This window comes from Streptomyces sp. NBC_00162 (assembly GCF_024611995.1).
Taxonomy (GTDB): Bacteria; Actinomycetota; Actinomycetes; order Streptomycetales; family Streptomycetaceae; genus Streptomyces.
This window is the reverse complement of the sequence record NZ_CP102509.1, coordinates 6,070,172-6,094,544: the sequence shown is the minus strand read 5'-3', so window position 1 is coordinate 6,094,544 and position 24,373 is coordinate 6,070,172. Positions and strand designations below refer to the sequence as shown.

Sequence of the window (24,373 nt, the reverse complement as noted above, 5' to 3'; positions counted from 1 at the left end):
GACGCGACAGGTGAAGGAGCGATGCGGTGACCAGCGAACAACCCGGCACATCACGCGGTACACGACGGCGGCCGTCCTGGGCCGTCGGCTCGATCGCGGCTGCCGTGCTGCTGACGGGCGGCGGTACCGCGTACTGGGCGTCCACCGCCCACGGCGACGGTGCGGACCCCGGTACGGAGCGCAGCGCGGCCTCCGCGCCCCGTGACGCGGGCGATCCGTCGGGGCCCGGCATCGCGCCCGGGGAGCCCGATCCGTCCGGCGAGGGCGTGGTCTACCGGGCCGACGTGCAGCTTCCGGAGGCTCCGGCCTCCGCGCCCGCCTTCACCGCGTCCGGGGAGGTCACCTCGGCGGAGGTGGCCCGCCTCGCCGCGGCCCTGGGCTTGCCGGGCGCGCCTCGGCTGAACGGGGACGTCTGGCTGGTCGGGGAGGCCGCCGACGGTTCCGGGCCCCGGCTCACGGTCACCCGTACGGCCCCGGGGACCTGGAACTTCAGCCGCTTCCAGGCCGGCTCGGACAACGGCGCCGGCGATGACTGCGTCCGCGGCAAGGACACCTGCGGCCCGGCCACGCTGCCGCGGGACGCGGGGGGCGCGGGGAACGCGGGCTCCGGCAAGCCGGTCTCCGAGGAGGCCGCCAAGGCGGCGGCCCGCCCGGTGCTGGCCGCCGCCGGCCAGGACGGGGCCGCGCTGGACGCCCGGCTGGCCCAGGGCTCGGTACGGGTGGTGAGCGCGGACCCGGTGGTCGGCGGGCTGCCCACGCAGGGCTGGTCCACCAAGGTGAGCGTGGCCGCCGACGGCTCGGTGGTGTCGGGCAGCGGTGAGCTGAAGGCCCCCGTACGGGCGGCCGACCAGCCGGTGGTCGGGGCCGTGGAGGCGCTGGCCAGGCTGAACGCGAGGTCGGGCGGTTCGGGCGGCACCGGTACCGGCCCCAGCGGCTGCGCGACCTCGGTGCCGCTGGACCCGGACCAGCCGGTGGGGGCCACGGACACCCCGCCGTGCAACCCGGAGCCGCGGCCGATGAAGCCGCCGCGTACGGAGACGGTCAAGGGCGCCGTGCTCGGGCTGGCGCCCGGGACGGTGGACGGGGCGCGGGGTCTGGTCCCGGCCTGGCTGTTCGAGGTGGCGGGCAAGGGCGGCGCCCCGGGCCACACGGTGGCCGAGCCGGCCGCCGCCGAGCAGGCCTCTGCCAACCCTGTCCCCCCGAAGGACGGTCGTACCGTGCCCGGATTCTCGTACGCGCAGGCCGACCGGAAGCTGACCGTGAACTTCTGGGGCAGCGTGTGCAGCACCTACTCCGCCTCGGCCCGGGAGTCCGCCGAGTCGGTCCTGGTGAAGATCACGGACACTCCGAACCAGCCGGGCCAGGCGTGCATCATGCTCGCGCAGGAGATGTCCGTCACGGTGACGCTCGAGAAGCCGCTGGGCGAGCGGAAGGTGGTAGACGCGACCACGGGCAAGCCGCTCCCCCGGCAGTAGCGGCGGTTCCCGGACATACGGACGAGGGCCCGTCTCCGGTCGCGCAGGCGACGGAGACGGGCCCTCGTCCGTACGGGTTCAGGGTTTAGCTGAACGAGTCGCCGCAGGCGCAGGAGCCCGTGGCGTTCGGGTTGTCGATCGTGAAGCCCTGCTTCTCGATGGTGTCGACGAAGTCGATGGACGCACCGTGCAGGTACGGGGAGCTCATCCGGTCGGTGACGACCTTCACACCGTCGAAGTCCTTCACGACGTCGCCGTCGAGGGAGCGCTCGTCGAAGAAGAGCTGGTAGCGCAGGCCGGAGCAACCGCCGGGCTGGACGGCGACGCGCAGCGCGAGGTCATCGCGGCCTTCCTGCTCCAGCAGGGTCCTGACCTTGTCGGCGGCGGCGTCGGACAGGAGGATGCCGTCGCTCACAGTGGTCTTGTCGTCCTGTACGGACATCTGCATTCACTCCCGAAGTGGGCGGCTCCCCGCCGGAGGCGGGGAAACGTCGGACTCTTGCCGTCGGTGGCAACGAGCGGGACCGCGGTTTCATTCCGGGACCCGACGCTTGTTTCAGATATTCATGCTCGCACACCACGGATCGGGCGGGCCCTACGGATCGACGGGGTAATGCGTCACATTGACACTATCGGGCATCGTCAAAGTGACGTGAAGCGGTTATGATAGATAGCGTCAAGTAGACGAGAAGTCGAACCGATGCCGCAAGAAGTCCCTCGTCAGTCACTCGTCGCAGAACAGAAAGGGTGCGTGTCGTGACCACCGCCCAGCCTTTGGACGTCCAGCCGACGCCCCTTGCCCTGCTGCTGCTCGGCCGCGAAGCCGACCCCAAGAGCGAGCGCGGGGTGGAATGCCCGGGCGACCTGCCCTCGCCGTCCGACCCGGACCTCGTGGCGCGCGCCCGCGCGGCCAAGGAGAAGCTCGGGGACAAGGTCTTCATCCTCGGCCACCACTACCAGCGTGACGAGGTCATCGAGTTCGCCGACGTCACCGGCGACTCCTTCAAGCTGGCCAAGGACGCGGCCGCCAAGCCGGAGGCCGAGTACATCGTCTTCTGCGGCGTGCACTTCATGGCCGAGTCCGCGGACATCCTGACCTCGGACGACCAGAAGGTGGTCCTGCCGGACCTGGCCGCGGGCTGCTCGATGGCCGACATGGCCACCGCCGAGCAGGTCGCGGAGTGCTGGGACGTGCTGACCGAGGCCGGCATAGCCGGTGCGACGGTCCCCGTCTCGTACATGAACTCCTCCGCCGACATCAAGGCCTTCACCGGCAAGCACGGCGGCACGATCTGTACCTCGTCCAACGCGAAGAAGGCCCTGGAGTGGGCGTTCGAGCAGGGCGAGAAGGTCCTGTTCCTCCCGGACCAGCACCTGGGCCGCAACACCGCCGTCCGCGACATGGGCATGTCCCTGGACGACTGCGTCCTGTACAACCCGCACAAGCCGAACGGCGGCCTGACCGCCGAGCAGCTGCGGAACGCCAAGATGATCCTGTGGCGCGGGCACTGCTCGGTCCACGGCCGGTTCTCGGTCGACTCGGTCAACGACGTGCGCGCCCGCATCCCCGGTGTGAACGTCCTGGTCCACCCCGAGTGCAAGCACGAGGTCGTGGCGGCCGCGGACTACGTCGGCTCGACGGAGTACATCATCAAGGCGCTGGAGGCGGCCCCGGCCGGCTCCAAGTGGGCGATCGGCACCGAGCTCAACCTGGTCCGCCGCCTGGCGAATCGATTCGCCGCGGAGGACAAGGAGGTCGTCTTCCTCGACAAGACGGTCTGCTTCTGCTCGACGATGAACCGCATCGACCTCCCCCACCTGGTGTGGACCCTGGAGTCCCTGGCCGAGGGCAACCTCGTCAACCAGATCCAGGTCGACAAGGAGACCGAGAGCTTCGCGAAGCTCGCCCTGGAGCGGATGCTGGCGCTCCCGTAGCCCCCGCTCCCCCCACCGTGTGAAAGCCCGAAGGGCCGCCCCTCCGATCGAGGGGCGGCCCTTCGGCTTGCACGGGTCGGACCCGGTCAGACCGTGACCGGGTCGTCGTCCGAGGACGGGGCGGGGGCCGGGACCACCGTCAGGCGGGCCTCGCGCTTGGCGGAGCGCTTGGCGCGGCGGCGCTCCTTGCGGAGCTCCACCATCGTGTAGAGCGTCGGCACCAGGAGCAGGGTCAGCAGGGTCGAGCTGACCAGGCCGCCGATCACCACGACCGCGAGCGGCTGCGAGATGAAGCCGCCCTCGCCGGTGACGCCGAGCGCCATCGGGAGCAGCGCGAAGATCGTCGCCAGGGCCGTCATCAGGATGGGGCGCAGGCGGTGCCGGCCGCCCTCGACGACGGCTTCGACGACGCCCATGCCCTGGGCCCGGTACTGGTTGACCAGGTCGATCAGGACGATCGCGTTGGTCACCACGATGCCGATGAGCATCAGCATGCCGATCATCGCCGGGACGCCCATCGGGGTGCCCGTGGCGATCAGCAGGCCGAGCGCGCCGGTCGCCGCGAACGGGATGGAGACCAGCAGGATCAGCGGCTGGATCAGCGAGCGGAAGGTCGCGACCAGCAGCATGAACACGATCGCGATGGCCGCGAACATGGCCAGGCCCAGCGAGGCGAAGGCCTCGTCCTGGTCCTCCGAGACGCCGCCGATGGAGGCGGTGGCGCCCTCCGGCAGGTCCAGGGCCTTGAGCTTCGTCTGGAGCTCGGCGCTGACCGCGCCCGTGTTGTCGCCCACCGGCTTCGCGGTGACGGTGGCGGCGCGGGCGCCGTCGATCCGGGTCATCGCGACCGGGCCGGGGACCACCTTGACCTCGGCGATGTCACCGAGCTTGACCGGGCCGACCGGCAGGGCCTGCAGTTCGGCCAAGGTGGTGGCCGGCTGCGCGGACTTGATGACGATGTCGCGCTCGGTGTTGTCCAGGACGGCCTTGCCCGCCGGGTTGCCCCGTACGGCCTGGGCGACGATCGCGCCGAGCGCGGCCTGGTTGAGGCCTGCGTCCGCGGCCCTGGGGGTGGCGGTGACCGAGATCCGGGGCACGGACTGGGACAGGTCGCTCTGTACGTCGGTGACGTCCTTGAGCTTCGCCACCTCCGCGCGGACCTGCTCGGCGGCCTTGGCGAGGACCTCGCCGTCACCGGCCTTGACGACCACGCTGAGGTTCTGGCTGCCGAAGCCGTCGCCCGCCGCGATCCGGGTCTCGCCGATGCCGTCGAGGGCGGCCAGCTTGCCCTCGATCTGCTTCTTGACGTCGTCCGCCTTGCCGGAGTCCTTCAGGGTGACCTGGTAGGAGGCCTGGTTGGAGCCCGTACCACCGCCGAAGGCGGCGAGGAAGCCGGAGGAGCCGACGGTGACCTGGTAGCTCTTGACGCCCTCGACCGAGGCCAGTGCCTGCTCGATCTTGCGGCTCGCCGCGTCGGAGGCGGCCAGCGAGGTGCCGGGGGCCAGCTCCTGCTTGACCGTCAGGACGTCCTGCTCGCCCTGGTCGAAGAAGTTGGTCTTCAGCAGCGGGGTCATCCCGAAGGTGCCGACCAGCACGACGACCGCGATGGCCACACTGGTCAGGCGGCGCCGGGTGGCGAAGCCCAGGACCCGTACGTAGAACCGCTGGAGCTTGCTGCGCGCCTCCTTCTCCTCGGCCTCGCGACGGGCCTTGGCGGCGCTCTCCTCGTCCCCCGCCGTCACGCCCTTCGGCGCGCTGAGGAACCAGTACGAGAGCACCGGCACGACCGTCAGCGAGACGAGCAGCGAGGCCAGCAGGGCGGCGGTGACGGTGAGCGAGAAGGAGCCGAAGAGCTCGCCGATCATGCCGCCGGTCAGGCCGATCGGCAGGAACACGGCGACGGTGGTGAGCGTGGAGGAGGTGACCGCGCCGGCCACCTCCTTGACCGCGGTGATGATGGCGGCCTCGCGCTCCTCGCCGTAGCCGAGGTGGCGCTTGATGTTCTCCAGGACCACGATCGAGTCGTCGACGACGCGGCCGATGGCGATGGTGAGCGCGCCCAGGGTCAGCATGTTGAGCGACAGGTCGCGGGTCCACAGCACGATGAGCGCGAGGACCACGGACAGCGGGATGGAGACCGCGGTGACCAGCGTCGAGCGCAGCGAGGCCAGGAAGACCAGGATCACGATCACCGCGAAGAGCAGGCCGAGCAGGCCCTCGGTGGTGAGGCTGGAGATGGACTTGGCGACGGCCGGGCCCTGGTCGCTGACGACGGTCAGGTCGGCGCCGGCGCCGAGCGTGGAACGCAGCTCGGGGAGCTTGTCCTTGACGGCGTCCGAGATGGCGACGGCGCTGCCGTCCTTGTCCATGGTCAGGACGAGGGCGAGGCTGGGCTTGCCGTTGGTCCGGGTGATGGAGACGGCCTTGGCGGCCTCCTGCTTCACGGTGGCGACGTCGCCGAGCCGGACGGCCGGCTTGCCGGGCGCGGGGCTCAGGCGCAGGTCCTGCACCTGGGCGAGGGAGGTGTAGCCGGCGCCGACGCGCACGGTCCGGTTCTTGCCCTCCTCGTCGAAGGAGCCGGCGGGTACGGTCGCGCCGCCCGCCTGGAGGCCCTGGGCGAGGGCGGCGCCGTCGAGGCCGGCGGCCGCGAGCTTGGCGTTGTCGGGGGTGACGGTGACCTGGAGGTCCTGGACGCCGTCGACGGTGACCTGGCCGACGCCCTCGATGTCCGAGAGGACGGGGACGACGGAACGTTCCAGCTGGTCGGCGAGGGCCTGCTGGTCCTTGTCGGAGGTGACGGCGAGGATGACGGTCGGGATGTCGTCGGTGGAACCGGCCACCACCTGCGGGTCCACCTCGGCGGGCAGCCGGACGCGGGCCCGGTTGACGGCCTGCTGGACTTCGGCGACGAGCTGCTTGGTGCCGCTGTCTCCGTAGTCGAAGGTGGCCATGACGAGGGCGTTGCCCTCGCTGGCGGTGGAGGTGATGCCGGTGATGCCGTCGACGCCCTTGAGCATGGCCTCGATCGGCTCGACGACCTGCTTCTCCACCACGTCGGGCGAGGCGCCCTGGTACGGCGCGAGCACGGACACCATGGGCAGTTCGATGGAGGGCAGCAGCTGCTGCTTGAGCTGCGGGATGGCTATGGCGCCGAAGAGGAGCGCGACGATCGACACGAGGCCGATCAACGCCCTTTGGGCAAGGCTGAAGCGGGACAGCCACGACATGGGTATGGGATCTCTCTGCAGTGACGTAATGGAGGGCAGTTCAGCCTTTCGCACGTCACGGCACCCGGGCGTCGCTCGCAGGTCCCGTCCTTATGTCCGGCATACCGCGTCCGCAGTACGCCGGCCTACTCCGTCAGGTGCCGCACTACTCCGCGCGTGGCCGGACCAGTCCCGATTCGTAGGCAATGACCACCAATTGGGCCCTGTCGCGGGCTCCGAGCTTGGCCATGGCGCGGTTCACGTGGGTCTTGACGGTGAGCGGGCTGACCTCGAGCCGTCCGGCGATCCCGTCGTTGGACAGCCCCGCGGCGACGTGGACGAGTACCTCGCGCTCCCGGACGGTCAGCGCGGCGAGCCGCTGCGCGTGCGAGCCGGCCCCGGCCGAGGCGGCGGCCGGGTCGGCGCCGCCGCCCTGGGCGAGGAAGGTGGCGATGAGCCCCTTGGTGGCGGCCGGGGAGAGCAGGGCCTCGCCGGCGTGCGCGACCCGGATGGCGTTGAGGAGGTCCTCGGGCTCGGCGCCCTTGCCGAGGAAGCCGGAGGCGCCGGCCCGCAGGGCGGCGGCGACGTACTCGTCGACCTCGAAGGTCGTCAGCATCACCACGCGCACGGCGGCCAGTTCCGGGTCGCCGCTGATCATGCGGGTGGCGGCGAGCCCGTCGGTCCCGGGCATCCGGATGTCCATGAGCACGACGTCGGCGCGGGTCTGCCGGGCCAGCGCGTAGGCCTGCGCCCCGTCGGAGGCCTCCCCGACGACCTCCATGTCCGGTTCGGAGTCGACGAGCACCTTGAAGGCGCTGCGCAGCAGTGCCTGGTCGTCGGCGAGCAGCACCTTGATGGGCGCGGCGGGCACGGCGGGGGTCGGGTCCGTCGGAATGTGGTCCACGGGGTGAGGGTACGTGGGCCCGCGCGGCCGGGGGCGGGTTAGGGGGTGTCCGGTGGATCAGGGTCGGATAGGACGACCCGAGCCCGGCCCTGATCCACCGGACACCCCCTAGCCCAGGGCGAGGACGATCAGGGCGGTGGTCGCGGAGACCTCGGCCAGGGCTCCGAACACGTCGCCGGTGACCCCGTCGAAGCGCCGGACGCAGCGGCGCAGCAGCAGTTCCGCGACGAGGAGGGCGGCCAGGACGGCGGCGGCCTGCCGGCCGGCGGCCGGGAGGCCCAGCGGGAGGGCGGCGGCCGCGGCGAGCACCACGACCAGGGCGGTGACGGCGGCGGCCGCGGCGCGCGGGACCACCCCGGCAACCGCCGCGCCGAGCCCCTCGGGACGGGCGGGCGGGACCCCTTCGCGGGAGGCCAGGGTCATGGCGAGGCGGGCCGTGACGGCGGCGGTCACCGCGGCGAGGGCGCCGCGGTTCCAGCTGTCGGCGTAGGCGTCGGACAGGGCGGCCACCTGCACCAGCAGGGCGAGCACCAGGGCCACGACGCCGAAGGGGCCGATGTCGGACTGCTTCATGATGCGCAGGGCCTCGTCGGCCGGTTTGGCGCTGCCCAGGCCGTCCGCCGTGTCGGCGAGCCCGTCCAGGTGCAGGCCCCGGGTGAGCGCCGCCGGGACGGCGACGGTGACGGCCGCGGCGAGCAGCGGTCCGCCGCCGAGCACCAGCAGGACCGCTCCGGGCACGACGGCGAGCAGCCCGACGACCAGCCCGGCGAGCGGGGCGCAGGCCATGCCGGTACGAGCGGCGGAGCGGTCCCAGCGGGTGATGCGGGCGGGCAGCACGGTCAGGGTGCCGAACGCGAAGCGGAGGCCGTCGGGGAACGAGGCGCGTTCCGGGGGCGGCGTCGGCGAATGATCATCGAACGAATCTGTCATCGGCCCGAACGCTACCCGCTCACCGCGGACGGTAAATTACCCATTACGTGCCAAATAGGGAGTCCGTGGGATGGGTCACTGGTGGTATCGGAACATCGTCGAACCGGGGAAGCTGCCCCTGCTGCTCGCCCTGCTCTCCTTCGTTACGTCGTTCCTGGTCACCCGCACGATCACCCGGATGATCCGGGCCGGACGGGGGCCCTTCAAGAACATCACCCCGGGCGGGATGCACATCCACCACGTGGTGCCCGGGGTGATCCTCGTGATCATCGGCGGTTTCGGGGCGGTCGGCAGCGGCCGGTACGGATTGGGCGCGATGATCTCGGCCGTGCTCTTCGGGCTGGGGGCGGGCCTGGTGCTGGACGAGTTCGCGCTGATCCTGCACCTCGACGACGTCTACTGGAGCGAGCAGGGCCGCAAGAGCGTGGAGATCGTGGTCCTGACGGCCGCGCTGGTGGCGCTGGTACTGGGCGGATTCCTGCCCTTCGGGGTGAACGAGCTGACCCAGGAGGAACGCCAGAGCCGCGGACTGGTCGCCATGAACACCGCCACCAACTTCTTCCTGGCCCTGATCGCCCTGTGGAAGGGCAAGGCGCGCACCGCCCTCTTCGGTGTGGTCGTCCCCTTCGTGGCGCTGATCGGCGCGATCCGGCTGGCCCGGCCCGGGTCCCCGTATGCCAAGAGGTTCTACGCGAAACGCCCCCGCGCCCGGGCCAAGTCCGGGCTGCGCGCCTTCCACCACGACCGGCGCTGGGCGCTGCCGCGCCGCAAGTTCGAGAACTTCATCGGCGGGACCCCCGACCCGGAGCGGGCGGCCGTGGAGAAGCCGCCCACGCACTGAAGACGGCGCATGTGAACACGACGACGGGCCCTCCCCTTCCCGGGGAGGGCCCGTCGTCGTTTCAGCGTGAGCGGCTTCAGCCCGGGATCAGGCCGTCGTCGCTGAGCATCTCCCGGACCTCGTCCAGAGTCGCGCCGTCCCCGGGCAGGATCAGCTCGGACGGCTCCAGCGCCTCGTCGGGGAGCGGCTCGCCGAGCCGCCGTACGGCATCGAGCAGTGCGCCCAGCGTGCGCCGGAAGCCCGCCTCGTCACCGTTCTCCATCTCCGCGAGCAGCTCGTCGTCCAGCTTGTTGAGCTCGGGAAAGTGGCTGTCGGCCACCTTCACCTGGCCCTCCCCCATGATGCGGACAATCATGACGGACCCCGTCCTACTGCTTGTCGAACCGGTGCTGGGTCTGGGGCTGCTGGGCGGTGCCCGGGGCGCCGCCCTCGATGGCCTGCTGCTGCGCGGACGGGCCGCCCGCCAGCTCGGCCTTCATCCGCTGGAGCTCCAGCTCCACGTCCGTACCGCCCGACAGGCGGTCCAGCTCGGCCTGGATGTCGTCCTTGGAGCCGAGCCCGCTCTGGTCGTCGAGCGCGCCGGAGGCCAGCAGCTCGTCGATCGCTCCGGCACGGGCCTGGAGCTGGGCGGTCTTGTCCTCGGCCCGCTGGATGGCCAGGCCGACGTCGCTCATCTCCTCGGAGATGCCGGAGAAGGACTCCGCGATCCGGGTCTGGGCCTGCGCCGCCGTGTACGTGGCCTTGATGGTCTCCTTCTTGGTGCGGAAGGCGTCCACCTTGGCCTGGAGGCGCTGTGCGGCGAGGGTCAGCTTCTCCTCCTCGCCCTGCAGGGTCTGGTGCTGCACCTCCAGGTCGCTGACCTGCTGCTGGAGCGAGGCGCGACGGGACAGGGCCTCGCGGGCCAGGTCCTCGCGGCCCAGGGCGAGGGCCTTGCGGCCCTGGTCCTCCAGCTTGCCGGACTGGCTCTGGAGCTGGTTCAGCTGCAGTTCCAGGCGCTTGCGGGAGGTCGCCACGTCGGCGACCCCGCGGCGCACCTTCTGGAGCAGCTCGAGCTGCTTCTGGTAGGAGTAGTCGAGGGTCTCGCGCGGGTCCTCGGCCCGGTCCAGGGCCTTGTTCGCCTTCGCGCGGAAGATCATCCCCATACGCTTCATGACACCGCTCATGGGCTTCGCGCGCCCCCTTCTAGACGGACTGTGCTCCAGGTCACCAACAGAACCCACAGTACGGGCCCTGTCTCCATTACCGCACTGTTCGAGTACGGATGCGCTCCTCCTCCAGGACGACTACGTCCCCGCCGTGTCAGGCGTAAGGAGTAGGTGGTCCCCCGACCGGTACGGACCGGCCGGAGAGCGGGCCGTCGCACGAACCCTGCACTGGGGAAGACGCCCGCCGTTGCCGGATCGTTCCCCACCGGGGTGGGGCCCATGCCCGTAACCACGTAGGCTTGGGTTTTGTGTTTGGTAGCCGCTCCTCCAAGGAAGAGAAGGCCGCCGCCACCGACAAGGTGAGCGCCGACCTCTCGCAGCCCCGTGACCCGCAGGCCCCGAAGGGCCGCCCGACGCCGAAGCGTGCTGTGGCCCAGTCGCAGCGCAAGGCCGTGGTGGCCTCGACCGGCAACCGCAAGGAGGACGCCAAGCGTGCCCGTGAGCGCCGCCGTGTAGAGATGGCCAAGCAGCGCGAGGCGCTGGCCAGTGGCGACGAGCGTTATCTGCCCGCCCGCGACAAGGGCCCCGTCCGCAAGTTCGTCCGTGACTACGTGGACTCCCGCTTCTCGGTCGCCGAGATGTTCCTGCCCCTGGCAGTGATCATCCTGGTGCTGAGCATGGTGCGGGTGCCGTCCATCCAGAACATCGCGCTGATCCTGTGGATGGGCGTGATCGCCCTGATCCTCCTCGACTCCATCGGCCTGGTGCTGCGCCTCCGCAAGGCGCTCAACGAACGCTTCCCGAACGAGCCCCGCCGCGGCGCCGTCGCGTACGGCCTCATGCGCACCCTCCAGATGCGCCGGCTGCGCCTGCCCAAGCCGCAGGTCAAGCGCGGGGAACGACCCTGAGCCGAGAGACGCCCGGAGCGTCGGGGGACGGTTTCGCCTGGGGAGGTCCGGGGGGAGCCCGGCTGTGGCTCGAGGGACTGGGCGGACTGCGCAACGCGGTCCGCCAGGAACTCGTGGGCCGGCAGGTCGACGAGCAGATCGCGCAGCGCTTCCCGGTCGGGCAGCGGCTGCGCGTTCTCGATGTCGGCATGGGCCAGGGCACCCAGGCGCTGCGCCTCGCCCGCGCCGGGCACAAGGTGACCGGCCTGGAGAAGGACCCGGGGATGCTGGCCGTCGCCCGCGAAGCGCTGGAGGCGGAACCCGCCGGGATCCGCGACCGGGTCCGGCTCATGGAGGGCGACGGCCGCGAGACCGGCGCCCACTTCCTGCCGGGCAGCTTCGACGTGGTGCTGTGCCACGGGGTGCTGATGTACGTGCCCGAGCCGGACGCCATGCTCGCCGGGCTGGCCCGGATGCTGGCGCCCGGGGGACTGCTGTCCCTGCTGGTGCGCAACGGCGACGCGCTCGCCATGCGGCCCGGGCTGGGCAGTGACTGGACCGGCGCGCTGGCCGCCTTCGACGGCGTCGACTACCGCAACCGGCTGGGCATGGACGTACGGGCCGACCGGCTGGCCGGGCTGACGGCCACGCTGAACGGGATCGGAGCCCCGCTCCAGGCCTGGTACGGCGTCCGCGTCTTCACCGACGGCACCGAGGCCGGCGAGAGCCTGCCGCCCGAGGAGGAGCTGGAGCAGCTGCTGGCCGCCGAGGACCGCGCCGGGCGAACCGACCCCTACCGGGGCGTCGCGGCGCTGCTGCACCTGTGCGGCGTACGGGGCTGACCGGCGAGGCCGGCCAGCCCCCGGGCCTGGTTCAGGCGTCCAGGGCCGAACGCAGGCTCATCGTGTAGAGCTCGGTACCGCCGTCGTCGGACAGTTTCACCTGCTCGACGCCGCCCTCCAGCAGCTCCTTCCAGACCTCACCGATCCAGGACTCCGCGTCCCCCTGCGTCGTGAACTCCTCCGGTTCCACCGCCGGGCTCGTCTCGGTGCCTTCGGCCGTCTCGAACCGCCACGTCCACGCCATGTCCGCCTCCGTTGCTCGTCCGCTGCTCGCCTTGAGTCTGCCCGCAGAGTAACCGGGCGCGCACCACTCCCGGCGACGCGGGAGGATCTCCCTGTGGAACTCACTCTGCTCGGCACCGGCACACCCGAGGGCCTCCCCCGCCCCGGCTGCCCCTGTGCGGCCTGCGCGGTCTCCGTCGGCACCCGGGCGCGCGCCGCCACGGCCGTCCTCGTCGACGGCGCGCTGCTGCTCGACCTGACCCCCGGGGCGGTGCTGGCGGGCGCCCGCGCCGGGCATTCGCTGGCCGGCGTACGGCAGGTCCTGCTGACCCACCCGCACGACGGGCCCGCCGTGGAGCTGCCACCGGGACTGCCGGCCGCCGGGCGGGTGCCGGACGGACGGGAACTGTCGGTGATCTCGGGGCACCGGGTGCGGGCGGTGCCGATGGACGCGCCGGGCACCGGGTACGAGGTGACGGGCCCGGACGGCGGCCGGCTGCTGTACCTGCCGCCCGGCGGAGCCCCGGCGGGGACCAACGGCCAGACGGGGCAGCGCCCGTACGACGTGGTCCTCGCCGATGTGCTGGGGCGGCCCGAGGCCCTCGCCCGGCTGCGGGCGAGCGGCGCGGTCGGCCCGGCCACGGACGTGATCGCCGTCCACCTCGACCACGACACCGCGCCCGGGCGGGAGCTGGAGCGCCGGTGCGCGGCCGTCGGCGCCCGGGCGGTGCCGGACGGGACCACCGTGACCGTCGGGGAGTACCGCGCGGCGGCGGACCTGCCGCGCCGGACCCTGGTGCTGGGCGGGGCCCGCTCCGGCAAGTCCTTCGAGGCGGAGCGGCGGCTGGAGGCCTTCCCCGACGTGGTCTACGTGGCCACCGGCGGCAGCCGGGACGGGGACGCGGAGTGGGCCCAGCGGGTCGGGCTGCACCGGGAGCGGCGGCCCGCGAGCTGGCGCACGGCGGAGACCTGCGACCTGGCCCCGCTGCTCACCGACGCGGGTCCGCCGCTGCTGATCGACTGTCTGGCGCTGTGGCTGACGGACGCGATGGACCGGGCCGGGGCCTGGGACGACGAGGTGTGGGCCAAGGGCGGACAGCACCAGCTGCGCGACCGGGTCGCCGAGCTGGTGGCGGCGCTGCGCGCGACCCGTCGCCGGGTGGTGCTGGTCAGCAACGAGGTGGGGTCGGGGATCGTCCCGGCGACGGCCTCGGGCCGCCGGTTCCGCGACGAGCTGGGCCGCCTCAACACCGCGGTGGCCAACGAGTGCGAGCACGTCCTCCTCGTCGTCGCGGGCCAGGCCGTCGTCCTCAAGGAATAGGCCGGGTGATCCCGTGGAACCCTCCGGCCCCGCCGCGGAGCGGACCGGCCTCCTCGCCTTCGCCGGGTGCGCTCTGCTGGGCGGCGGCAACGCGGTGGGGGTCAGGTTCAGCAATCGCGAACTGGACCCGCTGTGGGGTGCTTCGGTGCGGTTCGGTGCGGCCGCGGTGCTGCTCCTGCTGGTGATGGCCGTCATGCGTCTCGCGCTGCCGCGCGGGCGGGCGCTGGCCGGCGCGGTGCTGTACGGGGTGCTCAACTTCGCGGTGACCTTCGCGCTGGCCTACTACGCGCTGGTGCACATCCACGCGGGTTTGGGGCAGACGCTGCTCGCCCTGGTCCCGCTGGTGGCGCTGCTGCTGGCGGTGGCGCAGCGTCAGGAACGCTTCCGGGGGTCTGCGCTGGCGGGCACGCTCGTCGCGGCCGCCGGGGTCGCGCTGGCCTCCCGGGCACCGTTGCAGGGCGATGTTCCGGCGCTGTCCCTGCTGGCGGTGCTGGGCGCCGTGGTGTCCTTCGCCGAGGCGACCGTACTCGTGCACCGCCTGCCGCCGGTCCACCCGGTGACGATGAACGCGGTGGGCATGACGGCCGCGACGGCCGTGCTGCTCGCCGGTTCCTCCGCCGCGGGCGACACCTGGCGGCTGCCGGAGCGGACGGCGACCTGGTGGGCGCTGGCCTACATGGTCGTGGCGGGCTCGGTACTGACCTTCGTCTTCTATCTGGTGGCGGTGCGTCACTGGGGCGCGTCCCGCGCGGCGTACGTCTTCGTCGTCATCCCGCTGGTCACGATCGCGCTCTCGGCCCGGCTCGACGACGAGGAGCTGACTGCGGGTCTGCTGCTGGGCGCGCCGCTCATCATGCTGGGCGTCCATCTCGGCGCCCTGCGGCCGGGCCGCCGCCGGTCGGGCGGGGGCCGTACGGGGGCTGGTTGAGGGACTGGTTGAGGGGGTTGGAGAGGGGGCTTGGGGAGGGCCTCACCGGCTGTACGCTCTGGCAGATGAGCACGCTGAATCTCGACGACTTCTCCGATCTGATCGAGCGCCCCGACGGGGGCGTCCGGCGTGACGCCGAGGAACGCCGTGAACGCCTCGCCGTGCCGCCCGGCGCGCTGGGCCGGCTCGACGAACTCGCCGAGTGGCTCGCCGCCGCGCAGGGCCAGGTGCCGGTCAGGCCGATCGAGCGCCCCCGCGTGGTGCTGTTCGCCGCCGACCACGGGATCGCCTCCGAGGGCGTCTCCGCCCGGGCCGCCTCCACCGCCCACGAGCTGGTGCGGGCCGTGCTGGACGGAGCCAGCCCCGTCGCCATCCTGGCCGGCCGGCTCGGCGCCACCGTGCGGATCGTCGACGCCGGGCTCGACTGCGACCCCGGGCTGCTCCCCGAGGACGTGGTCCGCCACCGCGTGCGGCGCGGCAGCGGCCGGATCGACAAGGAGGACGCGCTCACCGTCGAGGAGGCCCTCGCCGCCCTGGAGCTCGGCATCCGGATCGCCGACGAGGAGGCCGACTCCGGTACGGACCTGGTCGTCCTCGGAGACCTCAGCGTCGGCGGGACCACCGCGGCCGCCACCCTCGTCGGCGCCCTGTGCGGAACCGATGCCTCGGTGGTCACCGGCCGCGGCGGCCTGCCCATCGACGACCTGGCGTGGATGCGCAAGTGCGCGGCGATCCGCGACGCGCTGCGCCGGGCCCGGCCGGTCCTCGGCGACCAGGTCGCGCTGCTCGCCGCGGTGGGCGGGGCCGACCTGGCCGCCATCACCGGTTTCCTGCTCCAGTGCGCGGTGCGCCGTACGCCGGTCATCCTCGACGGCGTCGTCTCGGCGGCCTGCGGCCTGGTGGCCCAGCGGGCCGCGTTCCGTGCCCCCGACTGGTGGCTGGCCGGTCAGGCGAGCGGCGAACCCGGCCAGGCGAAGGCCCTGGACCGGATGGCACTCAACCCTGTGCTCGACCACGGCGTCACAGTGGGCGAAGGTACCGGGGCATTGCTGGCCCTCCCCCTGGTCCAGGCGGCCGCCGCACTCGCGGCGGAACTCCCGGAACAGGCGGCGCAGGAGCCGGCGGAGTGAGCTGCCGGGGCCCGCGGTCCTGACCAGCCCGCGATCCCCGGACCCAGCCACTATGAACGGCAACGCCCCATAAGATCGCTTTTTATGGGAGAGGTCCGTTTGACCAGCGCAGAGACCGACCGCGGCACCCGAACGGTGCCCGGACCGGCATCCGGCAGGAAAGAGACCGGCGGCGATCCCGCCGGCAGGGCGGCGGGGGACGGCCGGGAGACGGGCCGGGGGAGCACCCGTTCACGGCGCGGCGCCGCGTTCGCGGTCTGGTACCTACGGGCCGTCACCTTCGTCAACTTCCTCAGCGCGGTCTGGGTTTCGCTCGGGCAGGATCTGCGCAGACACAACGACGCGGACTTCTACACCCCGTACCTGCTCACGGCCGGTTTCGCCTCCGGGCTCTTCTGCCTGCTGCTGGCGGTCACCATGGGCCGCCGCAAGCGGGCCGCCTGGATCCTGAACCTCGTCCTCGGCGGGATGCTGCTGCTCGACTTCGCCCGCGCGGCCTTCGTGCCCTGCTCATGGGCCCCCGACACCTGCTACCCGGAGTTCCGCGAACACCCGCAGAACTGGGTCTCGCTGGGCCTGACCGCCGCTTTCGTCATCGCCCTGCTGCTGGGCCGCCGGGAGTTCTACGCCAAGGGCGACCGCTCCAACCCCGCCCTCGCCACCGTCGTCGCCACCGTCGGCCTGCTCGTCACCTCGCTGGTCGCGGCCATGCTCGTCGGCGCCACCAACAACGCCGCGGACAGCGCCGGGGCCACCTTCCTGACCCGCTGGCGGTACGGGGCGATGCGGCTGATCACCCTGGACCCGGACGCCAAGGCCTTCAGCACGATCGACACCCCCGGCTGGGTGGACGTCTTCGTCAACGTGATGTCGATGCTGCTGCTGCTCGCCGTGCTGTTCGCGGCCTTCCGCTCGCGCCGCGCCGTCGACCCGCTCTCCGAGGACGACGAGGAACGGCTGCGGGCGCTGCTCGCCCGGCAGGGCGACCGCGACTCGCTCGGCTACTTCGCGCTGCGCCGCGAGAAGTCCGTCACCTGGTCCCCCACCGGCAAGGCCGCCGTCACCTACCGCGTCGTCGGCGGGGTCTCGCTGGCCTCCGGCGACCCGATCGGCGACCCCGAGGCCTGGCCCGGGGCCATCGACCCGTGGCTGGCCGAGGCCCGTGAGCACGGCTGGGTGCCGGCCGTGATGGGCGCGAGCGAGGAGGCCGGGCAGATCTACGCGCGGCACGGCCTGGACGCGCTGGAGCTCGGCGACGAGGCGATCGTGGAGACCGCCGAGTTCACCCTGGAGGGCCGCGCCATGCGGACCGTCCGGCAGGCGTACAACCGCGTCAAGCGGGCCGGGTACACCGTACGGATCCGCCGCCACGCCGACATCCCCGCCGAGGAGATGGACGAGCTGGTCAAGCGGGCCGACGACTGGCGCGACGGCGCGACCGAGCGCGGCTTCTCGATGGCACTGGGCCGACTGGGCGACCCCGGCGACGGCCAGTGCGTGATGCTGGAGTGCACCGACGGCAACGGCGATCTGCGGGCCGTGCTGTCCTTCGTGCCGTGGGGGCCCAAGGGCCTGTCGCTCGACCTGATGCGCCGTGACCGGGACTCCGAGAACGGCCTGATGGAGTTCATGGTCATCGAACTCCTCGAACGCTCCAAGGAGATCGGGGTCACCCAGGTCTCGCTGAACTTCGCGATGTTCCGGTCCGTCTTCGAGCGCGGGTCCCGCCTCGGCGCGGGTCCGGTGCTCCGGATGTGGCGTTCCCTGCTCAGCTTCTTCTCCCGCTGGTGGCAGATCGAGTCCCTCTACCGGGCCAACGCCAAATACCGGCCGATCTGGGAACCGCGGTTCATGCTCTTCGAGAAGAGTTCGGACCTGTTGCGGATCGGTATCGCGGCGGGCCGGGCCGAAGGCTTCCTGGAAGCCCCCGGCCTGCCGAAGTGGCTGCACCGCAGACACCTGGAGACCCGCCGTTGACAGCGTGGAACACCCCCGCACTCCGGCGGTTCGCCCGCCGCGAGTGGGGTCCCCTGTTCTGGACCGTCCGGGGCGCGCTCGCCCGCGACAAGTGGCGCGCGATCCCGATGACCATCGGCGCGGTCTGCCTGACCTCGGTCTTCCAGATCGTGCAGAACACCTCCTGGGGCTTCCAGCCGGTCCAGAACCTCGGGTCGGTCAAGGCCGTCGACCCGCTCTGGCTGGCCCTGCTGCGAACCCCCCTGTCGCTGTTCGTGCCCGCCCTCGACCTGCCGGTGTGGGGGGCGCTCGCGCAGATCCTGCTCGTCTTCGGGATCTCGGAGATCTGCATCGGCTGGTGGCGCACGCTGGTGATCGGCTACGTGGCCACGCTCGCCGGGACCACGTACGCGCGGATCGGGCTCTCGCTGGGCCCGGACCACCCCCTGGGCCTGCCGGTGTCCGACCGGATCGTCAACGACACCGGGCCCTCGGCGGCGGTGGTCGGCCTCGCCATCTACGTCTGCTGGCGGTACCGGGCGTACCTCACCGGCGCCGTGGTGGTCCTCGTGATGATCGGCGAGGTGCTGGTCAAGAACAACCTCGCGGGCAAGGAGCACCTGGCGGCCATCGCCGCCGTGATGGCGGTGTGCGTGGTCCGGGCGAAGTGGGGGCCGGAGCGCTCCCGGGCACCGCTGGGCGGGCGCCCGCCGCCGCTGGACACCCGGCCGCACTGAGGCCACCGGAGGCGACCGGATGAGCCGGGCGGAGCAGGCCGTACCGTATCGGGGTGACGACAGACCTCGGGCGGTTCGCGCCCACCCGGCAGTGGATGCGGGCCCACCCGCTCGCCACCGATGCCGTGCTCGCGTTCGGGGCACTCGTCTGCATGGTTCTCGGGTCCTTCGCCGATCCGCACGGGCCACACGGGCCCACCTTCGGGACGCGCAACCCCGATCCCTTCTCTCTGCTGCTGATGCTGCTCGGCGCGGCCGTCCTGGTGTTCCGGCGCCGCCGGCCGCGCGCGGTGCTCGCCGTGACCTGCGGGCTCTCGCTGCTTGAGCTGACCACCGGGGAGCCGCGGGCACCCGTCGCCATGTGCACGGTGATCGCCCTGTACACGGTGGCCGCGTGCACCGACCGGCCCACGACCTGGCGGATCGGGCTGCTCACCATGGCCGGTCTGACGGGCGTGGCCATGCTCGCCGGGCCGCTGCCCTGGTACGCGCAGGAGAACATCGGGATCTTCGCCTGGACCGGGATGGCCGCCGCCGCCGGGGACGCCGTGCGCAGCAGGCGGGCCTTCATCGACGCCATCCGGGAGCGGGCCGAGCGCGCCGAGCGGACCCGGGACGAGGAGGCGCGGCGCCGGGTCGCCGAGGAACGGCTGCGGATCGCCCGGGACCTGCACGACGTGGTGGCCCACCACATCGCCCTGGTCAACGTGCAGGCCGGGGTGGCGGCGCACGTCATGGACAAGCGGCCGGACCAGGCCAAGGAGGCCCTGGCCCACGTACGGGACGCCAGCCGGTCGGCGCTGAACGAACTGCGGGCCACGGTCGGGCTGCTGCGGCAGTCCGGTGACCCGGAGGCGCCGACCGAGCCCGCGCCCGGGCTGGCCGTCCTGGACGAGCTGGTGGACACCTTCCGGCACGCCGGGCTGCCGGTGGAGGTGATCGTCCAGCTGGGGCCCGAGCCGGGGCCGCTGCCGGCCGCGGTGGACCTGGCGGCGTACCGGGTGGTCCAGGAGGCGCTGACCAACGTGCGCAAGCACGCGGGTCCGGGGGCCCGGGCCGAGGTCAGCGTGGTGCGGGTGGGTCCCTCGGTGGAGGTGACGGTGCTCGACGACGGCGGCACGGAGGCGTCCGACGCCGAGCCCGGCGGGGGCCACGGACTGCTGGGCATGCGCGAGCGCACCGGCGCGCTGGGCGGGTCCTGCTTCGCCGGTCCCCGGTACGGGGGCGGCTACCGGGTCCACGCGATCCTGCCGGTCTGAGGGTCAGCAGGGGCGGCGCCAGGCGTCGAGGTCGTAGCGCTTCTGCAGGGAGCTCAGCTTCAGCTCGCGCGCGCGTTCGCAGAAGCGGCCGGCCGGCAGTTCGTACTCCACGTGGAAGACGGCCTTCCCCGCTTCGATGAAGGGGGTCAGCTTCTCGCACTCCCGGTACTGGGCGCACTGCTCGTTGACCGCGAAGTCGAACTCGCCGACCAGCTGCGGGATCTGGTCGAGGTCGTTCTTCAGACCGACCGCCAGGCCCCGGTCGTGGGCCAGCTTCGCGATCAGCCGGTTGTAGCTCAGCTGGTCCTCGGCGGTCAGCGGGAAGCCGGAGGTGTTGCGGTAGCCGTCCATGTTGTCGGGCTCCACCGCGTCGAAGCCCTTGTCCCGGCACATGTCGAACCGTTTGGCGATCAGCGGTTCCAGTTCAGTCAGCTGCCGGATATCCAGCCAGCGCTCGCCCTCCCAGCCGTTGCCCTGGCCGATCGTCGCCTTCGGGAAGGCGTCCGCGTCGGGCCGGAAGTCCTCCCAGGCGCCGGTGGAGATGTAGCAGATGGTCTTGCGGCCGGCCTTCTTCAGGGCGGCGACCTGTTCCTTGGTGGTGGTGAACCCGTCGACGTCGTAGACGGGCGCCTTCACCGACGTGTCGAGCTTCCCGGTGAGCTGCCACTGCCAGCCGACGCCGGGCGGGGGCCGCCAGCGCTCCCCCGGCGCCTGGCCGGGCCACGGGTACGGCTCGTCCTCGCCGTCGTCCCCCGGCTCCGCGGTGGTGCAGGCGGTGAGCAGCAGCAGCGCCGCGACCAGCACGGTGGCGAAACGCTTCATCCGGCTGCCTCCAGGGCGTACGGGAGGGTCCCCCACGGGTGTGCGCCGGTCCCGGGGACCGCGCAGTGCACCCCCGCCCGCCGCTCCTGGGCGAGTTCGGCGGCGGGCGCGCCCGGCGGGACGGCGTACACGAGGTGGCAGAACCGCTGGGCGGGGTGGTCGGCGGTCCAGGGCGGCGCGGTGGCCGCGTCCCGGTAGGCGTCCCAGGGGCCCTCGAAGGTGACGAGCAGATCGGCGAGTCCGGCGTACCCGGGGTGCGGGTGGACGCCGTGGTTCAGGACGAGGGTACGGGCGCCCGAGGCCCGGGCGGCGACGGCGAGCCGCCCGTAGTGGGGCAGCAGTTCCGGATCGGCGGAGGCCTGGTCCAGGAAGGCGCCGTCGGTGGCGTACCAGTCGCGGTGGCGCAGCAGGTCCTGGACGACGTCCGCGTGCGGGCGCCGCCCGTAGTCGGTGTCGACGTAGCCGAGGACGGGTACCCCGGCCGCCCGCAGCCGCCCGGCGACGGCGGCAAACCGTTCGTCGGGGGCCCGGCCCGGCCCGCTGTCAGGGTTGAGCACCACGGAGTGCAGCCGCCCGGCGGAGCGGATCAGCAGCTCCCACTCCTCGGGCCGGTCGGCGGGGTGCTCGTAGAGCGGCACCAGCAGCATGGGGTCCTTCTCGTACGGGGTCACGGGGATCGGCGGTGACTCGGCGGTCGGGGCATCAGCGGTCGTGGCATCAGCGGTGCGCCGTCGCACGCCCCAGCAGCAGGCAGACCAGCGCGGCCAGCGCCGCGGCGGCCGCGCCCGCCACCGCCAGCTGGACCAGCCGGGGCTGCCCCAGTCCGGTCAGCAGGGCCAGGCTCTGGGCGACGGCGGCCGAGGCGCAGACCACGGCCGCCGGCCGGACCGCGCCGAAGGACTGGAGCAGCAGTCCGGTCCACATGACGGCGCCGAGCAGGAGCAGGGTCAGGGCGCGGGCCGCGGTGAGGGCCGGGGCACCGGGCCAGAGCAGGGTTCCGGCCAGCCCCAGGGCGAGCAGCACCACCAGGTACACGGCGAGGCACCGGGCCAGCGTGCTGAGCATCCGCCGCCGGAAGGACCGGGGCGAGCGGGCCGCCCGGAGCCCGGCGAGGCTGCCGCTGCGGAACCGGTGCAGCAGCCATTCGGCGGGACCCATGCTGAGGGTGAGGGCGACCGCCGACGGGGCGGCGACCGCCTCGGCGGGACCCCCGGCGAGCACCTCGCCGAGGGCGGCGTACAGCACGAGCAGGCCGGTGCCGAGGCCGAAGACCCCGTACGGGACGGAGTCCCCCAGCCGGGGGCCGCGCGGCCCGTGCTCCTCCTCCGCGCCGCGCAGCATCCGCCAGCGCACCGGGCCGGTTCCGGGCCGGCGTACCCACCAGCCCCGGACCCGGGCGGCGGCGGCCCGGGCGCCCTCGGCCAGCGGGAGTTCCCGTACGGCCAGGGTGCAGGCGGTCAGCAGGGACGCCCCGAGCAGGGTCATCCGTACCGGCACGGGCAGGTCCACGAAGAGCGCGAGCACGGCCCCGGCGGCCATCGGGCCGAGGGCGGCGAGCAGCACCCGCTCCCGGCCGAGGACGAGCAGGACGGTGGCGGCCCCGACGTAGAGGGACTGTCCGGCGGCGAAGGCGTACGAGAAGGGCGGCCCGCCGGGCACGGCCAGCGCGGCGGCGGTGCCCAGCAGGGACCCGGCGGGGGCGCCGGCGAGCAGGGTCCGCCCGGCGGCGGCCCGGTCGCCGAGCCCGAGCCAGGAGTAGGCCCGGTGGGAGAGGGTCTGGTCCCAGACCCACCCTATGAGCGCTCCGGCGAGCAGGGTCAGGGTTCCGGCGGGCAGGCCGAGGCGGTCGGGCGGGCCGTCGAGCAGGGGCGCGCCGAGGACGTAGGCGAGCCCGGGCAGGGCGAAGATCACCCCGCGCAGGAGGCAGGCGGTGAGGGAGACCTTCCAGGGGTCGGGGGTGTCCGCGGGCTCCGGGAAGGAGCGCGGCACCCGGGTGTAGAGCTCCTCGGCGAGTGCGAAGGAGTCGTGGCGGCCGTAGGTGAGCCGGATGTACTCGTCCGTCATGCCGTCGGATTCGAGGACAGCGGCGATCTCGTCGGGGTGGACGGCGGCGGCGATGAACGGGTGGAGGCGCTCGGCCAGTTCGTCCATCGGGTCGGCGGCCGCCGGCCCTTCGGCGCGCGGCCGGGGGACAGCCAGGAGGGTGTCGGCGGCTGCGCCGGGCGGCTTGAGCCAGAGGGATCCGCTCACCACAGGCTCCCGTCGGCCGCGAGCTCGCGGTACCAGGGGTCGGCGAGCCGCTGGGTCCAGTCGTCGCCTTCGCGGACGGGCAGGACGGGCTGGCCGGCGAGTTCTTTGTAGATGTGCCGGAAGCCGTCCACGGACTGGTGGAGCGTGAACTTCTCCACCACCCGTTTACGGGCCGCCCGGCCCAGCTCGGCGCGGCGTTCGTCGTCGCGGAGCAGGGCGAGGGTGGCGCGGGCCATGGTCTCGGGCTCGCGCGGCGGGACGACGAGGCCGGTGTCGCCGACGGCCTCGCGGACCCCGCCGACGTCGGTGGAGACGGTGGTGCGGCCGCAGGACATGGCCTCGATGATGCTGAAGGGGAAGCCCTCGCTGATGGAGGAGAGCATCACGATGCTGCCGGCCGCGTAGGCCCGGGCGACCTGCTCGATGCGGCCCTCGTACGAGATCCCGTCGGTCACGCCCAGTTCGGCGGCGAGTTTCTCCAGGCGGAGCCGGTACTCCTCGCAGCCGGCCGGGACGGGTCCGAAGAGGCGCAGCCGCAGGGCGGGCAGTTCCTCGCGCATGAAGGCGTAGGCCCGGATGAGGGTTTCGAGGTCCTTGATGGGGTCGATGCGGCCGCACCAGCTGAGGGTGGGCACCTCGGGCTCCGGGCCGGCCTCGGGGAAGGCGTGCGGGTCGACGCCGTTGTAGACGGTGCGGATGCGGTCGGAGGCGGCGCCTCCGCGCTCCTCCCAGCGGCGGTTGTACTGGTTGCACGGGGTGATCAGGTCGGCCTGCCGGTACCCCTCGGTGTTGAGCTCGCGGTAGAAGCCGAGCATGAGGGCCTTGACGGGCCAGCGCTGGGCGGCCGAGCGGTAGCCGAGGTAGCGCTCGCGCAGGTAGATGCCGTGCTCGGTGAGGAGGAAGGGCACCTCGTCGAGGTACTTGGCGGCGAGGGCCGGGAGGGTGGCGAGGCCGCTGCTGACGGCGTGCGCGACGCTGTCGGGCGGGATCCGCACGCAGAGCGGGCGCAGCGCGTGTTCCAGCAGGTCGGTGGCGGTGAGCGCGTCGTGGATGGTGGGCTCGGCGGCGGCGGTGGTCAGGCCGGGGCGGGTCCACACGGTCATCAGCAGGCGGAGCACGGACTCGGAGCGCAGGGCCGGGGCGAGCCGGCCGGCGCGGGCCAGGAGGGCCAGTTCGCGCAGGGCCGCGGAGAATCCTCCGTGGCCAGGGTCGAGCAGGGAGAGCAGGAAGGTTTCGTAGACCTCGGTGAAGCGGCGGTGGGCCTTGCCCCGCAGGGCGCTCCGGCGGCCTCGTCCGGGAGGAGCCCCCCAGAGCGGTACGGAGGTGTGCCGGTAGACGTTGCGCGGAAGTTCCCAGGTGACCGGCTCGCGCCCGGAGCCGGTCAGGGCTATGACGTTGAAGTCGACCTCCGGCATGCCGCGGACCAGTTGGTCGCACCAGGTGCTGACGCCCCCGTGGACGTGCGGATAGGTGCCTTCGGTGAGCATGGTGACATGACGCCCATGGCTCATGCGGTGTGTCCCCCCAGGACGTGAAAGGGGCCGGCGCCCGTAGGTTCGCGGAGCGCCGGCGCTCGTGATACT

At 72.7% G+C, this 24,373-nt stretch carries 22 protein-coding genes; 11 read left to right on the top strand and 11 right to left on the bottom strand.

What is annotated here, in order from left to right; all coding sequences use genetic code 11:
• Positions 1–26 precede the first annotated feature (26 nt).
• Positions 27–1,475 (top strand): hypothetical protein, encoded by a 1,449-nt coding sequence (locus tag JIW86_RS28240; protein WP_257556660.1) that lies wholly within the window; start codon positions 27–29, stop codon positions 1,473–1,475.
• Between the two features lie 85 nt (positions 1,476–1,560).
• On the opposite strand, the gene erpA is transcribed toward JIW86_RS28240, so the two are convergent.
• Positions 1,561–1,917 (bottom strand): iron-sulfur cluster insertion protein ErpA, encoded by a 357-nt coding sequence (erpA, locus tag JIW86_RS28235; RefSeq protein WP_214940913.1) that lies wholly within the window; start codon positions 1,915–1,917, stop codon positions 1,561–1,563.
• A 305-nt stretch (positions 1,918–2,222) separates the two neighbouring features.
• Between erpA and nadA the strand changes: the two genes are divergently transcribed.
• The gene (gene nadA, locus JIW86_RS28230) at positions 2,223–3,410 is read left to right on the top strand and encodes a quinolinate synthase NadA (protein WP_257556659.1); all 1,188 of its coding nucleotides are present in this window, start codon (positions 2,223–2,225) and stop codon (positions 3,408–3,410) included.
• A gap of 86 nt (positions 3,411–3,496) precedes the next feature.
• Here nadA and JIW86_RS28225 read toward each other — a convergent pair whose 3' ends face one another.
• From JIW86_RS28225 to JIW86_RS28215, 3 genes are all read right to left on the bottom strand, one after another.
• A complete protein-coding gene (locus JIW86_RS28225) occupies positions 3,497–6,637 on the bottom strand; it encodes an efflux RND transporter permease subunit (protein ID WP_257556658.1) in 3,141 nt (1,046 codons plus the stop codon).
• A 145-nt stretch (positions 6,638–6,782) separates the two neighbouring features.
• Positions 6,783–7,520 (bottom strand): response regulator, encoded by a 738-nt coding sequence (locus JIW86_RS28220; protein WP_257556657.1) that lies wholly within the window; start codon positions 7,518–7,520, stop codon positions 6,783–6,785.
• Between the two features lie 108 nt (positions 7,521–7,628).
• Positions 7,629–8,450, bottom strand: coding sequence for an adenosylcobinamide-GDP ribazoletransferase (locus JIW86_RS28215; protein ID WP_257556656.1), 822 nt, complete (start codon positions 8,448–8,450; stop codon positions 7,629–7,631).
• Positions 8,451–8,520: 70 nt separating this feature from the next.
• On the opposite strand from JIW86_RS28215, the gene JIW86_RS28210 reads away from it, so the two are divergent.
• The gene (locus JIW86_RS28210) at positions 8,521–9,291 is read left to right on the top strand and encodes a hypothetical protein (protein ID WP_215140609.1); all 771 of its coding nucleotides are present in this window, start codon (positions 8,521–8,523) and stop codon (positions 9,289–9,291) included.
• 76 nt (positions 9,292–9,367) lie between these two features.
• On the opposite strand, the gene pspAA is transcribed toward JIW86_RS28210, so the two are convergent.
• On the bottom strand, positions 9,368–9,646 hold the full coding sequence (gene pspAA, locus JIW86_RS28205; protein ID WP_257556655.1) for a PspA-associated protein PspAA: 279 nt from the start codon (positions 9,644–9,646) through the stop codon (positions 9,368–9,370).
• A 13-nt stretch (positions 9,647–9,659) separates the two neighbouring features.
• Positions 9,660–10,454: a PspA/IM30 family protein gene (locus tag JIW86_RS28200; RefSeq protein WP_215140611.1), complete on the bottom strand. Its 795-nt coding sequence runs from the start codon at positions 10,452–10,454 to the stop codon at positions 9,660–9,662.
• Between the two features lie 281 nt (positions 10,455–10,735).
• On the opposite strand from JIW86_RS28200, the gene JIW86_RS28195 reads away from it, so the two are divergent.
• Together JIW86_RS28195 and JIW86_RS28190 are read left to right on the top strand one after the other, a co-directional pair.
• The gene (locus tag JIW86_RS28195; RefSeq protein WP_215140612.1) at positions 10,736–11,344 is read left to right on the top strand and encodes a DUF3043 domain-containing protein; all 609 of its coding nucleotides are present in this window, start codon (positions 10,736–10,738) and stop codon (positions 11,342–11,344) included.
• Between the two features lie 113 nt (positions 11,345–11,457).
• Positions 11,458–12,165, top strand: coding sequence for a class I SAM-dependent methyltransferase (locus JIW86_RS28190; protein ID WP_257556654.1), 708 nt, complete (start codon positions 11,458–11,460; stop codon positions 12,163–12,165).
• 31 nt (positions 12,166–12,196) lie between these two features.
• Here JIW86_RS28190 and JIW86_RS28185 read toward each other — a convergent pair whose 3' ends face one another.
• Entirely contained in the window at positions 12,197–12,409 is a 213-nt protein-coding gene (locus JIW86_RS28185) for a hypothetical protein (protein ID WP_215140614.1), read from the bottom strand.
• 93 nt (positions 12,410–12,502) lie between these two features.
• Here JIW86_RS28185 and JIW86_RS28180 point away from each other — a divergent pair, with 93 nt between their 5' ends.
• From JIW86_RS28180 to JIW86_RS28155, 6 genes are all read left to right on the top strand, one after another.
• On the top strand, positions 12,503–13,708 hold the full coding sequence (locus JIW86_RS28180; protein WP_257556653.1) for a bifunctional adenosylcobinamide kinase/adenosylcobinamide-phosphate guanylyltransferase: 1,206 nt from the start codon (positions 12,503–12,505) through the stop codon (positions 13,706–13,708).
• Between the two features lie 13 nt (positions 13,709–13,721).
• Positions 13,722–14,636 (top strand): DMT family transporter, encoded by a 915-nt coding sequence (locus JIW86_RS28175; protein WP_257556652.1) that lies wholly within the window; start codon positions 13,722–13,724, stop codon positions 14,634–14,636.
• Between the two features lie 65 nt (positions 14,637–14,701).
• Positions 14,702–15,766 (top strand): nicotinate-nucleotide--dimethylbenzimidazole phosphoribosyltransferase, encoded by a 1,065-nt coding sequence (cobT, locus tag JIW86_RS28170; protein WP_215140617.1) that lies wholly within the window; start codon positions 14,702–14,704, stop codon positions 15,764–15,766.
• An 84-nt stretch (positions 15,767–15,850) separates the two neighbouring features.
• Positions 15,851–17,743: a phosphatidylglycerol lysyltransferase domain-containing protein gene (locus tag JIW86_RS28165; protein ID WP_257556651.1), complete on the top strand. Its 1,893-nt coding sequence runs from the start codon at positions 15,851–15,853 to the stop codon at positions 17,741–17,743.
• Positions 17,740–18,459: a hypothetical protein gene (locus tag JIW86_RS28160; protein ID WP_257556650.1), complete on the top strand. Its 720-nt coding sequence runs from the start codon at positions 17,740–17,742 to the stop codon at positions 18,457–18,459. Before JIW86_RS28165 ends, JIW86_RS28160 begins: the two co-directional genes overlap by 4 nt.
• A gap of 95 nt (positions 18,460–18,554) precedes the next feature.
• Positions 18,555–19,718 carry a sensor histidine kinase gene (locus tag JIW86_RS28155; protein WP_257559467.1) on the top strand — a complete coding sequence of 388 codons (1,164 nt, stop codon included), beginning with the start codon at positions 18,555–18,557 and terminating at the stop codon, positions 19,716–19,718.
• A gap of 3 nt (positions 19,719–19,721) precedes the next feature.
• Here JIW86_RS28155 and JIW86_RS28150 read toward each other — a convergent pair whose 3' ends face one another.
• From JIW86_RS28150 to pelF, 4 genes are all read right to left on the bottom strand, one after another.
• On the bottom strand, positions 19,722–20,540 hold the full coding sequence (locus tag JIW86_RS28150) for an endo alpha-1,4 polygalactosaminidase (RefSeq protein ID WP_257556649.1): 819 nt from the start codon (positions 20,538–20,540) through the stop codon (positions 19,722–19,724).
• Positions 20,537–21,187 carry a spherulation-specific family 4 protein gene (locus JIW86_RS28145; protein WP_257559466.1) on the bottom strand — a complete coding sequence of 217 codons (651 nt, stop codon included), beginning with the start codon at positions 21,185–21,187 and terminating at the stop codon, positions 20,537–20,539. Before JIW86_RS28145 ends, JIW86_RS28150 begins: the two co-directional genes overlap by 4 nt.
• Before the next feature lie 70 nt (positions 21,188–21,257).
• Positions 21,258–22,790 carry a hypothetical protein gene (locus JIW86_RS28140; protein ID WP_257556648.1) on the bottom strand — a complete coding sequence of 511 codons (1,533 nt, stop codon included), beginning with the start codon at positions 22,788–22,790 and terminating at the stop codon, positions 21,258–21,260.
• Positions 22,787–24,301 carry a GT4 family glycosyltransferase PelF gene (gene pelF / locus JIW86_RS28135; protein WP_257556647.1) on the bottom strand — a complete coding sequence of 505 codons (1,515 nt, stop codon included), beginning with the start codon at positions 24,299–24,301 and terminating at the stop codon, positions 22,787–22,789. Before pelF ends, JIW86_RS28140 begins: the two co-directional genes overlap by 4 nt.
• Positions 24,302–24,373: the final 72 nt, after the last annotated feature.